This window comes from Halodesulfurarchaeum formicicum (assembly GCF_001886955.1).
Classification (GTDB): domain Archaea; phylum Halobacteriota; class Halobacteria; order Halobacteriales; family Halobacteriaceae; genus Halodesulfurarchaeum; species Halodesulfurarchaeum formicicum.
Map to the genome: position 1 here is coordinate 223,519 of NZ_CP016804.1, position 12,916 is coordinate 236,434.

Consider the following 12,916-nt stretch of genomic DNA (forward strand, 5'->3'; position numbering starts at 1 on the left):
ACTATGTCCTATCGCTACACCGGCGACACCCACCGTGCCCTCGTGGCGTCCTATCGGGCCGACGAAACGCCGTTTCCGACCGAGACTGATCTGGTCGCCCCCGAGCGCAATCACGCCCGCCGGGAAATCGCCCTGTTGAAGTGTCTGCTCTTTCCGCGGCTGTGGAACTCCGGGGACAACGTGGGCGACCCGGACGCAGTCCAGAAGTGTCTCTCCGAACTCGGGGAACTCTTCGCAACCGGGTTCCGACTCTATGGCGAATCCGATCCGGCGCCGCTGGTGACGACGGTCCTCGATCAGATGCCCGAAATCAGGGATACGCTGAAGCGGGACGTGGTCGCCGCCTACAAGGGCGATCCGGCGGCCAAGAGTTACCGGGAGGTCATCCGCTCGTACCCGGGTTTCCAGGCGCTTTTGGTCCACCGTGTTGCGCATGTCCTCTACGAAGCGGGTGCGGAGGAGTACGCCCGGGAGCTCTCTGAGTGTGCCAAGACCGAGACCGGGATCGACATCCATCCGGGGGCCGAGATCGGCGAGTACTGTCTCATCGATCACGGAACTGGTGTCGTCATCGGCGAGACTGCGACGGTCGGGGACTGGGCCCGGATCTATCAGAACGTCACGCTGGGGGCACTACACTTCGAGGAGGCCGAAAACGAGGAGCACATGCTCCGCAAGGGCTACAAGCGCCACCCGGACATCGGCGATCACGTCGTCATCGGGGCCGGGTCGAACATCATGGGTCCCGTCGAGGTCGGCGATCACGTCTCGATCGGCGCGAACTCCTGGATCAGCGAGGACGTGCCCGATCACACTGTCGTCTTCATCGCGGATCACCCCGATCTGGAGCAGAAACCCACCGACTAGTTCGCCAGGTCGAGGTCGTACTCCCGGCCCGTGAGCAGGAACAGGACGTCCTCGACGATCGTGGCGAGTTCGGGGATGAGCCGTAGGAGCCCAAGCGTGATGGCCACCAGCACGAGGACCGAAGCCGACTGGGAGATGACCCTGTCGGCCACGATGTACGAGACCAGATAGGGGTCCTCGATGCCGAAGATCAGGAAGATCGGGTCCCGGAAACCGGCGAACCACTGGAAGCCGTGGGCCAGGGCGATAAAGGCCACCCGCAGGACGTTGAGTCCGTAGATGATCGGCACGGCAATCGCGATCCCGAGCAGTTTGCGCCGCGGTGTGGCGTCCACGGAAAGGGCCAGGCCGGCCACGATCGAGATGCTCCCGATGCCGGTACAGGCCAGAATGACCCGGGTCGTCAGTCGATGACCGTTCTCGGCCAGGAAGAGGAAGGTACTTTGCAGTCCGTCGGGACCGGTGATGACCGTCGGTTCGACGCCCACGGCACGCAGGATGAACTCCACGTGGGCCACGACCATCTCGATCGACCCACTTCTGATGACCGTGATCGCCTCGAAGGGTAGGTAGATGAACCCCATGATCGCGACGGCCCGGGTCAGCACTTCGAAGGACCGGCGCTCGGTATAGATCAGGGAGGCGACGTACAGCGAGCCAGGGACGGCGGCGGCACTCAGCACGCCTTCGACGATACTTCGCATCTCGATTGCGTAGTGTGGGACCATCAGCGCCCAGAACACCGCAAAGAGCGCCCAGGCCCCGGTCGCCCCGTAGCGGGCGACGGGCGACTCCCGCATGGACAGGATCGCGCTCGTGGCGAAGGTGAGGACCACGATCCACGCGAGTGGGTCCGTGATTGTCGCAAGATCCGTGGCCCCGAGCATCTACTCGTGGTGAAGATCGGTTCCGGCAAGTGTGTGTCGGTCCCCGTATCTAGGGCCGGATCAGCCGCTTGAGGCCGACCCCGATCATGAGCAGCGCGAGGGTACCGAACGCGAGGATCAACAACGCCGACTGTCCGATCTGCAACGGCTCAGGGACCGCCTCGACGACCCGGTCGACGGGTTCACCGGGCAGGTCCGAAAGCGGGCTGGTGACCGAGTCCGTGGGTGGGGTGGTCGTCTCTGCCGGGGTCGAGCGGTGTCGAGGCTCCGCGGCGCTTCCCCCACCACCCCCACCAGCGGCCGCGAAGGTTGTCGACTCGGTCCCGGTGAACTGCCCAGTGTAAACCTCGCTGATTTGCTCGTCGTTTGCCGTGACGGTTACGGTGTAGTTGGTGCCCGAATCGTACTCGCTGAGGTTCGCGGTTGTCTCGTAGGTGCCGTTCTCTTGAACGGTCGTCTCCCTCTCGACCGAGAAGTTACGCTCGGTACCTTCGATGTGCACCGTTGCGGTCGTGCCCGGCGCCACTGTCGTCGAGCCGTTGATCGGGACGGTTGCGTTCGTCGGTAAATCAAGCGTCTCGTTTTCGGTGGCCCGCCCGAGCTCGGCCCGGGCCTCGACCACCTCGACTGCGGCCCGTCGTCGCTCCTGTTCCGTCTCGTTTGTTCGATTGGGGACGAACGGTGTGTTCTCGGTGAGGACGACGGCTGTCTCGAGGGCAGTCCCTGGGGTCACCCTGTCACTGGCGTTTGGGTCTGCAACCACGAAGAACCGATCCGAATTCGGGGCCTCGACTCGTCGAAGACCAGCCACTGGATCATCACTCTGTGTCTCCCCCGACTTTGGGCCCACTGAGACGAAGGCTGGTGGTGTTCCGTTCGCACTCGATTTGGACGTTTTGTTCCGACCGATCGGGCCGCCGCCACGGCCCGGCGGTCCATTCGCGTTCGCGTGGCCGACTGCGCGACCGGGGGTAATGTTCCGGGCGTATGAACCGAGTCCGGCGGTGTCGACGGCGATCACGAGTCGGTCCCCGGTGGCGATTTTCTCCCGTCGGCTCGCGTTTTTCGCGACGTCCTCGGCGGATGCGATCGTGGCTCCACGTGGCGCGACCATGGGCTCGATGGCCGCCGTCCAGTTCGCACCGATCTGGACGGTGTCGCTGTCCCGGACGGTATCCCCAATAGCCACCGAAATCGTGTAGTTCCCGGCTTCGAGCGGTTTTCGGTGGGTGCCATTCCCGGCTCCCGACCGTGCGTGGGCCGGTGGATTGGTACTTGCGTTGCCGGGCACTGATTTGTCGGTCGTCGATCGATCGGGTTCCGTCTCGTTGTCCGCCACCGTCGTCAGCCAGGCCAGTCCCGCCTGACTCGCATCAGTTGATTCGAGTGCGACGGTAGCTGATCGGTTTTCGGTTCCCGTGCCATCCGCGGAGAGTGCGAACTGGACCGTCGTATTCCTCGTCGTGACGCTGGCCCGTTCCAGCCGATCGCCGTCCGGGCCCCGAAGACTGACCGTGGCCGTGTCCGTGCGCTCCAGGGTCAGATTGACCCGGACTCTCTCATCTCGTGTGATGGCGTGGTCGAGCGCTTCGAGCGTTGCGCCGGGTGGCTCCTCGACGACGAGTACCGCGGAGTGAGCTACACCGTCGGATTCCAGGGCCTCGACCCGGACCCGGTAACGGCCCGGTATGGGCTCGAAGTCGAACTCGGTCTCGCCGTTCCTGTCCAGCGAGCCGGTCTGGCTCGCTACCGTGGAGTTGTTCGCGGCGTACTGGAGGGTCGCCTGCACTGATCGGTCGGTGGCGTTCCCGCTCACTTCGACTGGGAGTGTCGTGGCGTTCGCCGAGAGATTCGACGCTGGCGGGGTGACCGAAAGGTCGATCGGTGAGGGGCCGGAGGTCGTCGGTTCGCTACTCGAGTCCGATTCGGATTCGACAGTCAGGGTTGGCCCGGGGCCGAACCCACCCGTCGGCACGTCTTGCTCGAAGAACAACCCGGCGTCACCCGGGTCGTAAGCACCGTCGTCATCGGCATCCACGGGCTCGGGAACCCGCAACGAGACGGTTTCGCCACCCGGTGCGTCCTCGCTGAGGGTGGTCTGGAGGGTGAAAGCGGTCCCGCTCGGGTCGATTGTGGCGTCAGCTTCTGCCGGCTGGAGCACCCAGGTGCCGTTCGTGGTTGGGCTGCTCGCAGCGGCGACTTCCGTGCCGTCGGTTTGGAGTGTGATTTGATCGATGTAGGTTGGGTCGAGTGAGCCTGTGTTTTCGACGGTAATTGTCTGGAGCTGGTCGCCGTAGGTGGTGGTGCCCGCGACGTCTTGGTCGTGTTCGCGGTAGATCCCGGATGAGGGTCGAATTCTGTCTTCTTTAATAAGGGCACCAACGGATTTTGAGAAGTTCCGCAACTCTAACTTTTGCCCTGGGGAAAGCGATTTCTGAACTGAAAGTTGAGTCCGATTCAGCCATAGTATTTGTGATCTATCTGAAAGGTCCCCCTCCGGTGACTGGTGGACTACTAAACTTCCGGTGCCACTAGTAAACGAATTCAAGGTGATAATCTCGTCGTAGCTGATATTGTTTGTAGTGTAGCCTTTGCTAAGTTCGCTGTATCCCGATTCCAATCTTATTACTGGGGTGCCTGCCTGGTAATTATCCTCTCCTTGTATGAGGACAATGTTGGAATTTGACATTCCCATCGGTGATAATACGTCGTTTGTTCCATTGACAATTATTTCATCATTAGGTCCTAAATTTTCATCGTTTGAGCTTATAATCGGTTCTCCTGGGGTTGGCTTCCCATCTCCGCTTTCGTCCAGAACTCGATGTTCTCTCCCAAAATTAGAAATTGTTAAGTTTGAGTCAAGGTCATGACCTTTAACAGTTGAATTTCTGCTATAGGTGGTTTTGAGGTGAGCTAATCTAAGGTCTACATTTTGATCGACACTCACTCCGTCATTTCCGATATCTACATACAAGCCATCTCTGCCTTTTTCGAACCTAGAATTTTCAGGAGTCGTATCAAAATACCGTATAGATCCCTCTGTCTCTAAGTATCTCGCCTGACTACCAACTTTTAGGCCGTCAGCACTGAAGAGCAGATTATTACTTCTATCTCCGTCATTATTTGTATCGAAAATGACCAGATTCTTGCTGGTATACGTTCTTCCAGCCTTCCATGTGCCCTCGACATCTGCTTGATCGTACTTTGTTCCATTAGGGATCTCTCCATTTATCAAAATATCTCGATTAGAATCATAATAGCTATCATTAGATAGATCAATAATGAAAATGTCCTCTTTGTCAAAACTGCCGATATTTGAGCCGTCTGGGTCAACCTCATTAACAGTAGGTGTGAATGATGGGTTTTCCAATTCCGCGCCGGTATCTTCATCTGTACTTTCTACAAGCGTTTTTGTTCCAAGCCCGAGATCTAATGTGGATACGTTGCTATCGGTTCCTGTGTAGACAGTTGCTTTAGTAAATCGCTCATCAGCATCTGGGTCGACTGTATTATCACTACTCCGATAAATGGGTTCTCCATATTCTCCATTTGAACTAGCTGTGTAACCGGGTGAAAAGTCGTCGTCTTCCCAATATCGCAAGTCAGATTCATTCAATGCTATGGCCTCAAAACAGCTCCCTTCGGATTTTGCTTCGTCCCCTACATCTAACTCCGGGTTAGAACTTTCAATTATTGCACAGTCTCCAGAGAATTTTTCTGTGGTGCTATTATTTAGAAATCTTATATTTTTTCTCGGAGTCTTATAATTGATCGATTCATTCGCCAAGGCAGGTTCGCCCTTCAAAGTGGAATATGTATAGATATCATCTCCGCTTTCAAACCTTGCACTATCTCCGTTTGTTGACGCATTTTTTATATAAAGGAGATCTTTTGGGAATGTGAAAACATCGTCATTCCTAATTGGGTCTGTTGGCTCTGAAATATATTCTAGTTTGACAATATCGTCTCCTACTTGGTACCCTGTTGAATCATTCCCATCATTTATTCCATCATTCAAATATCGATATTGTGTTGTTCCATTCAATGGTTGAACTCTTTTTACACTTTCATCTGGTGGTCTAAGCAACTCGTCTTCGCTTGCGATCTCAATATATAACCCGCCTCCTTCGTTTGCTGAGCCATTTTCCGATATGGTCTGTGTGGAGCTTCCATCTAATTTCATTGCTGTCGCTCCAGGCAGTCCCCCTGAGGTGATCACAATTAACAGTATTATGACGAGTACCTTTCGCGAAGTGATTTTCGACGGCATACCAATTATCTAACTAAGTAAGTGCCGTTGTTGTCTCTGGTTTTTATCTTCATTTCCTCTGTTTCTGGTAGTAGAATTAGTCTCTTTTCCAAATAACCTTTGAATTAAATTGATAATTAAATTCAGAGGAATTCATAATTAATTGAGGCTATAAAAAGTCTACGAAGGCTTTGAGACAATATTTGAAGTAACAGTTTATAATACTATGACAATATCTTAGCTATCAAATTTACAATCATCGAGTTGTTTGGCTGATGTTTAGAATATGTCCAAAGGGATATTGAGCGAACTCATAATTTTGCTCTTCCAGTAGCCCGCGGCGAATCCCCGCCATGTGGCGTGTATCGCTCTCGGATCTGTACCGTCACTGCCGACTCGGTCGTGTCGTCGATTACCATGGCCTCGCCCACGCCGTCTGGCAGTCGATCCTGAATCGACGCCCCAAGATAGGTCGGCCGTGCCGTCGCGAGCGCGTCGATATCCGCGGTCGCGGTCAACCGGTGGGAGCAGATCAGATCGGCCTGGGAGATGGCGACCGGCGGGAGGGCCGCCGGCCGCTGTGTCGCCAACGCGAGGCTCACACCCGGATGCCGGCCCCGAGTCAGAATCGTCCGGAGCGGTCCTTCGGCGATGCCGTCGAGGACCGATTGAGCCTCGTCGATCACCAACCAGGGAAGGCGGGGGATCGACTCCGCGACGGCCGTCTCGTAGAGGGTCCGCGCTACCGCTGCGGTCACGACCGACAGCGCCTGGTCGGTGAGTTTCGATGTGTCGAGGACCGTCACCGACGGCTCCAGCAACCGCTCGGCGTCGAGGCCCTCGGGGTTGAAAACCCCCCACCCATCGGCGAGAGTCAGATGGTTTGCCACCGCACGGATGGCCGCGCGCGGGGCGTCGGCCTCTGTGGCGGCCCGTTGCATTCCCTCGAGGGTCCGGGCCGATTCGGCGACCTGCCAGAGGAGCGCCCCCGCTTGACTGGCGGGATCGAGATCCAGAAGCTCACACCAGTCCCGGGGTTCGAGGGCGTCCGCAGCAACGGTCGGGGCGGAGACGACCGTGGCCTCGCCACCTGCCTTCAATCCCGCGAAGACGCCCATCGGATCGATCACGACGCCGGTGACGCCCCGTGCGGCCGCGAGCCCCTCCGCGAGCACGCCGAGTGTGTAGGATTTGCCCGACCCGCGCTTGCCAGCGAACAGCGAGACGTGGGGCCGGTCGAGGTCGAGCGCGACCGACGCACCCTCGCTCCCGTCACGGGCGAGAAACGAACCCAGTTCGACGGTGGGTCCGGATTGGGCCGTTCGACCGAGTACGTGAGACATGGGCCGGAGTCACCGGCGATGGTTCCTAAAGGCTCGGCCGAGGGTTTATCACGGAACACCGGGCCACCCAGGCCCATGTCGTGGTACGAACGACTGGCGGTAGACGAACGGGGTATCGAAGGACTGCCGGTGCGGCTCATCATCGCCTTCGTGGTCGGGGTCGCGGCCCTCTCGGTGATGCTCAACATGATCTCCGGGGTGGAATCCTTTGCAGTGGCCGAACTCGATGTGAAACCGGAACCGCAGGTCGTCGGGCCCGAACAGCACCAGATCGAACTCACGGCGATCGGCAGCGACGACTCGCCCGTCGCCGACGCGACCATCATCGTCGAGAGTGGCACCGCCTCGCTGGATAGCATGGCCGTGGCGACGACCGACGAGGACGGCACGGCGACCGTAGAGATCGATCCTTCACTCGGGCCGAATCAGGCGAAAGGCACACTCAAGATCGACGTCGAGCCCCCGGCCGGCTCGAACTATATGGATCGTCGAGAGAACAGCGAGATCACCGTCCTGGCCTCGGGGGTTGATTAGACACGTCCCACTCGATCTCCCAGCCCTGCCGGCGCTGCCGTGCCCGTGCGGCGTGCTCGCGATCCTCCCGTTCGGTCCGATTTCGCGTGATGGCGCCGCCCTGCTCGCCGTCGATCAAGAGGGGTTTGAATCCGACCTGGCCGAAGTCGGCGACCTCCTCTCCCCCCTCGATGGCGAGCAGCCGTTGCTCACCACGACCGACTGGCGCGACGAGCCGACCGCCTGGGGCCAGCTGATCCGTGAGCGCTCGTGGCACCTCGGCGACCCCGGCTTCGAGGAGAATCCGATCGAAGGGGGCGTACTCCGGGAGCCCCTGGGCACCGTCGCGACAATCGACCAGCACGTCCCGATAGCCGGTCGTCCGGAGGTTGCGCCGGGCGTCGTGGACCAACTGGCGGCTGATGTCCACGGCGTGAACGCGCCTGGCACCGACGATTTCGGCGAGGACGGCGACCGTGTATCCGACTCCGGCTCCGACAACGAGCACGGAATCCCCGGGCTCGGGGGCGAGGGCCTCGACCAGCCGCCCGGCCAGGCTCGGGGCGAGGACCGTCGAATCCCGGTGGGTGAACGATTGGTCCATGTAGGCCCGGTGCTCGGCGTCGACGAACTCGTGGCGGGGCACCGTCCGCATCGCGTCTCCGACCGGTGTCGCCTCCACGACCGCTTTCGTGTCGTGTTCCAGGCTGTCGACCATCGATTCCCGGACCGCCGCGAACTCCATGCACCCACCTACGGCTGGATGGGCAAAAGCTGAGCGGGTCTCACCAGGCCGACCAGGCACGGGTCGTCCCTTCCTCGTAGCCGTACACGCGCTTGATGTCTTTGGCCTCGACAGTGTCGCCCTCGTCGCCAAGCTTCTGGAAGGGGTAGCGATCGATCGCGGTCTCCCGGACGTGGATGTCGGTCACCTCGAACTCGTCTTCGCCAAGTGTCATCCGCTCCCCGATGGTGAACTCGAAGTCGCCGGGCACGTAGGCCGTCAAACTCCGGGTGTCGTCGGGGTCGCCCTCGCGGGGATGGAGGGTGACTTTCACGCTCACGTTGTCGACCGCTCGGGTCCAGAAGGTCTCGACGTCCCCGGCGTCGGCGGTCGAGGCGCGAGTCTCCTCGCCGGTCTCCAGGTCCGTGATCCGAACCTGCATGATCGCCTCCTCGGTCTCGACGATGAACTCCTCGCCGACCCGAACTCGCTCCTCGGCTGGGACCGAAACCGTCGTCGAAAAGGAGTCGCCGTCCTGGGAGACGACGACCTGTCGCTCGACGGTTTCCGCTGTCTCGGGTTGGACTTTGTGGACGTGATCGCACTCGGTACAGCGCACTGTCAACTGGCCGCCACCCGCCGAAAGTACCTCGTGGGCGGTCTCTAGATCCGGCGAACAGGATGGACAGGGAACTGCAACCCGATCCGGTGTGTCGTTCATACACCGGCGTAGCGGCCCGGGACCTAAACAACCTCCGAGAACAGTGTTGATGGCTCAGGCTTCGGTCGTGTCGGGAGCGGGCAATTCGATCTCCTCGCCGTCGACGAACACTGTTGGATCGCGGATCACACCATCCAGATGGATCGGGGCGTCTGTGTCGCCGCCGATCCCGGCGTCGTCGCCGATCGCGAAGTGTACCGTCCCGGCGGCCTTCTCGTCCAGCAGCACCGAGCCGACCAGTTCGGTGACGGCGACGTTCGTCCCGATACCCAGTTCCGCGAGGTTGTAGGCCGCCTCGCCGACCGATTCAGCAGCGCCCTCGACGGTCTCGCGGATCTGACCGTCTTCGATGTCGGTAACCACGCCATCCTCGACTTCGAAGGCAAGTGTCTGGCCCGCTTCCAGACGACCGTACGGCCGCATCGTCCCGTCGACGACGTATCGACCGGTGGCCGTCTGCGGGCTGATGAACACCTCGCCGGCGGGCAGATTCGAGAACGATCCCGGCTCGGTCACGTCTCCGGTGTCCAGCCGCCACTCCCGGTCCCCGGGCTCGACGACGATGTCGGTCCCCGCCGGGGCGGTGACCCTGATCTCGTCCGCGTCGGCCACGGCCTGATGAACCCGTTCACAGGTCTCTCGGATCCGGTCGTAATCGGCCTCCAGGCCCTGCTCGAAGACGGCTTCCGTGATGCCGGGCAGCGTCGCACCCCGGACACCAGCGTCGGTGGCGTCGCTTCTGGCCCGGGTGTGGCTGATGCTCTTCGTCGTGGGTGCAAGGAAGGTATCACTCGCCTTGATCGCGCCGGCGACTGGGTCGGGCGGCTCTTGGCCGTGTTCCTCCCCGGGCGGGTAGGTCAGGAGGACGGCGTCATCTGTCACCGCGGCGGCGACCTCGTAGAGGGCTTCGCCGATCGGGCGTCGCTCGTCGTCGGTGACGACGACACAGCTTTCCTCGGGTTGCAGGTCGAGACACTGGTGGACCGCCGTTTCAGCGCCAGGCCGAAGTCCCATATTCGACGGTCGACCACGCGGGAGTTAGCCCTTACTCTTCGAGGCCGTCGTGAGCGAGCAACTGCAGGCTCTCCCGGATGTGATACTCGACTTCCGTGTTCTCGATCTCTCCGAGGGCCGCTTCGAGGTGGGTCTCGACTGACCCCTGTCTGCTCTCTGGCATCGATACTAACGGTAGGTACTCCCACACACTACTTAAAATATGCTCCGGTTTTCCCCCACTGTACTCGAAACGGTTTTCCCACTCGCGGGGGGACTCTCGGCCATGATCCAGGTGGGAATCAACGGCTACGGGACGATCGGAAAGCGGGTGGCCGACGCGGTCGCCGCCCAGCCCGACATGACCGTGGTGGGCGTGGCGAAGACCCGACCGAACTACGAGGCCACGGTGGCCGTCGAGTCGGGCTATGACCTCTATGCGGCGATCCCCGAGCGCGCCGACCAGTTCGGCGAGGCGGGTCTGGAGACGGCCGGGACCGTCGAGGAACTCATCGAGGCGAGTGACATCGTCGTCGACGCGACCCCCTCGGGTGTCGGCGCGGACAACAAGTCACTCTACGAGGCTGCGGACACCCCGGCGCTGTTCCAGGGCGGCGAGGACGATGCCCTCGTCGACGTGAGCTTCAACGCCCGCTCGAACTACGAGGCGGCCGCCGACGCGGACTCCGTCCGGGTCGTCTCCTGTAACACGACCGGGCTCTCCAGGCTGATCGCCCCGCTCCGCGAGGCCTTTGGCATCGAGCGGGTTCGGGCCACGCTGGTCCGCCGGGGCGGCGATCCGGCCCAGAGCGACCGCGGCCCGATCAACGACATCCTGCCCGACCCAAAGACGTTGCCCTCCCATCACGGCCCCGACGTGAAAACGATCTTCCCTGACCTCTCGATCGACACGCTGGGGCTCAAGGTCCCGGCGACGCTGATGCACATGCACTCGCTGAACGTGACCCTGGAGTCAGCGCCGGACGTCGAGACGGTTCGGGACGCCCTGGCCGACGAGGACCGCCTCGCGCTGCTCGGCGAGGATCTCGACATCACCGGAACCGCCGACGTCAAGGAGTACGCGATGGACATGGGCCGGCCCCGCGGGGACTTCTGGGAGAACGCGATCTGGGACGAGTCGATCACCGTCAAGGGCCGGGAGCTATACCTGTTCCAGGCGATCCACCAGGAGTCCGACGTGGTGCCCGAGAACATTGATGCGATCCGGGCGGTCCTCGAAGCCGAGGACAAGGCCACCAGCATGGCCCGCACGAACGAGGCGCTTGGCCTCTCGGACAGCCCGAATCCTTATCCGCGGCCGTAGCCAACCGCCAGGTATGAGAGACGACCGTGAGGACCCGTTCGACGACATTTTCCGCGAGATCGAGCGCATGATGAACGACATGGTCGGGACTGCCGGCCCGCAGGAGGGTGGCATCCAGCAGAGCGGTGTCGGCACCGCGGGCCCGACGCATATCGACGCCTACGAGGACGATGATACGATTCGAGTCGTGGCCGACTTGCCGGGTGTGGCTCGCGAGGACATCAGCGTCCAGAGCGACGGGGAGTACGTGACTGTGCGTGCTGAAAACGAGACCCGGCAGTACGACGAGCGGATCGCCCTGCCCGCACCGGTCGATCCCGAATCCGGCTCCGGGACGTACAACAACGGCGTCCTCGAGGTCACCTTCGATCGGGCCCGGGAGACCACGGACATCGACATCGAGTAGTCAACGAGCCGTCGCACGGATCGTCGCCGCCAGCACGTCGTAGAACCGTTCGTCGTACTTCTCGGCCACGTCGATGGTCGGTCGCGCGTTCGTCTCCGAGATCACCGTTCGGGAATCGGTCTCCAGGATATCGACCCCGAGCAGCGAGATGTCCATTGCGGCCGCAGCGGCCTCGGCCAGTTCGCGAATCGATTCGCGTGGTTCGATCGCGGTGGCTTCCGCGCCGCGATGCACGTTGTGCTTCCAGTGGCCCGCTTCACGGGCCGATTCCGGAAGCGTTCGCTCGACCGCGCCGACCACCTGTCCGTCGATGACCATCACGCGGATGTCCCGGGCCGCTGGCAGGTACTCCTGGAGGAGATAGGACCGATCACGCGTCGCCGGGAACTGGTGGAGCAAGTCCAGATAGTCAGTCACGCCCAAAAGCGAATCCCACTCCGTGACCTTCAAAATTCCCTCGCCACGGGTCGCCGAATTCGGCTTGATCACGATCGGGGGCTCGAATTTGTCGGCGGCCGAGCGGAGGTCCGCGTCAGAAACGGGATCGGAGACGAAGACCGTCTCCGGGACGGGGAGACCCGCCGCGTCGAGTCGGGCGAGTGTTTCGGCTTTGTTCCGGGACCGGAGCACGGCAGTTCGGTCGTTCACCCAGGGAATGTCCAGTCGCGCCGTGAGCAGGCCGCCTTCCATGAGTCGGCTCGGGAAGACCAGCCCGATGTCGAGGTCGTGGGCAACATCACTCGACAGGGCCGTCGTGTCGCCAGTCAGCGAGACGTGCTCGACGTCGATGTCCCGGGCGGCGAGGGGTTCGCGTATCCGGGCAGCGGTCTCGGCCTTGTGGGCGATGCCGAGGGTGAGCATACCTGTCGGTGCGGCGGAACCGACAAAG

Annotated in this window: 12 protein-coding genes; 4 read left to right on the top strand and 8 right to left on the bottom strand. The window is 61.1% G+C overall.

The genetic code is table 11. The features are described 5' to 3' along the window. Positions 1 to 3: 3 nt before the first annotated feature. Positions 4 to 867, top strand: a complete 864-nt coding sequence (epsC, locus tag HSR6_RS01095) for a serine O-acetyltransferase EpsC (protein WP_071932572.1) — start codon at positions 4 to 6, stop codon at positions 865 to 867. Here the strand turns inward: epsC and artA are convergent. The 3 genes from artA to HSR6_RS01110 form a co-directional block, all read right to left on the bottom strand. After that, positions 864 to 1,754 carry an archaeosortase A gene (gene artA, locus HSR6_RS01100; protein ID WP_070364207.1) on the bottom strand — a complete coding sequence of 297 codons (891 nt, stop codon included), beginning with the start codon at positions 1,752 to 1,754 and terminating at the stop codon, positions 864 to 866. The genes epsC and artA overlap by 4 nt on opposite strands. Positions 1,755 to 1,803: 49 nt before the next feature. After that, positions 1,804 to 4,158, bottom strand: a complete 2,355-nt coding sequence (locus HSR6_RS01105; protein WP_071932573.1) for a BGTF surface domain-containing protein — start codon at positions 4,156 to 4,158, stop codon at positions 1,804 to 1,806. A 2,156-nt stretch (positions 4,159 to 6,314) separates the two neighbouring features. Beyond that, on the bottom strand, positions 6,315 to 7,346 hold the full coding sequence (locus tag HSR6_RS01110) for an ATP-binding protein (protein ID WP_071932574.1): 1,032 nt from the start codon (positions 7,344 to 7,346) through the stop codon (positions 6,315 to 6,317). 75 nt (positions 7,347 to 7,421) lie between these two features. Here HSR6_RS01110 and HSR6_RS01115 point away from each other — a divergent pair, with 75 nt between their 5' ends. Beyond that, positions 7,422 to 7,880 carry a DUF7382 domain-containing protein gene (locus HSR6_RS01115; RefSeq protein ID WP_070364211.1) on the top strand — a complete coding sequence of 153 codons (459 nt, stop codon included), beginning with the start codon at positions 7,422 to 7,424 and terminating at the stop codon, positions 7,878 to 7,880. On the opposite strand, the gene HSR6_RS01120 is transcribed toward HSR6_RS01115, so the two are convergent. Genes HSR6_RS01120 through HSR6_RS11275 form a run of 4 tightly spaced genes read right to left on the bottom strand, consistent with a single transcriptional unit; the run spans position 7,852 to position 10,481 of the window. Beyond that, on the bottom strand, positions 7,852 to 8,604 hold the full coding sequence (locus HSR6_RS01120) for a protein-L-isoaspartate O-methyltransferase family protein (RefSeq protein ID WP_070364212.1): 753 nt from the start codon (positions 8,602 to 8,604) through the stop codon (positions 7,852 to 7,854). The two genes, HSR6_RS01115 and HSR6_RS01120, sit on opposite strands and share 29 nt — an antisense overlap. Positions 8,605 to 8,644: 40 nt before the next feature. Beyond that, positions 8,645 to 9,304, bottom strand: a complete 660-nt coding sequence (locus HSR6_RS01125) for an HVO_0476 family zinc finger protein (RefSeq protein WP_070364213.1) — start codon at positions 9,302 to 9,304, stop codon at positions 8,645 to 8,647. A 54-nt stretch (positions 9,305 to 9,358) separates the two neighbouring features. Next, positions 9,359 to 10,318, bottom strand: coding sequence for an aminopeptidase (locus tag HSR6_RS01130; protein ID WP_071932575.1), 960 nt, complete (start codon positions 10,316 to 10,318; stop codon positions 9,359 to 9,361). A gap of 31 nt (positions 10,319 to 10,349) precedes the next feature. Next, positions 10,350 to 10,481 carry a hypothetical protein gene (locus HSR6_RS11275; RefSeq protein ID WP_257786076.1) on the bottom strand — a complete coding sequence of 44 codons (132 nt, stop codon included), beginning with the start codon at positions 10,479 to 10,481 and terminating at the stop codon, positions 10,350 to 10,352. A gap of 102 nt (positions 10,482 to 10,583) precedes the next feature. Between HSR6_RS11275 and HSR6_RS01135 the strand changes: the two genes are divergently transcribed. Both HSR6_RS01135 and HSR6_RS01140 read left to right on the top strand, forming a co-directional pair. Further along, entirely contained in the window at positions 10,584 to 11,621 is a 1,038-nt protein-coding gene (locus HSR6_RS01135) for a type II glyceraldehyde-3-phosphate dehydrogenase (protein WP_070364215.1), read from the top strand. Between the two features lie 13 nt (positions 11,622 to 11,634). Further along, a complete protein-coding gene (locus HSR6_RS01140) occupies positions 11,635 to 12,027 on the top strand; it encodes an Hsp20/alpha crystallin family protein (RefSeq protein ID WP_070364216.1) in 393 nt (130 codons plus the stop codon). Here HSR6_RS01140 and HSR6_RS01145 read toward each other — a convergent pair whose 3' ends face one another. Then, the gene (locus tag HSR6_RS01145; RefSeq protein ID WP_071932576.1) at positions 12,028 to 12,888 is read right to left on the bottom strand and encodes an ATP-grasp domain-containing protein; all 861 of its coding nucleotides are present in this window, start codon (positions 12,886 to 12,888) and stop codon (positions 12,028 to 12,030) included. Positions 12,889 to 12,916 lie beyond the last annotated feature (28 nt).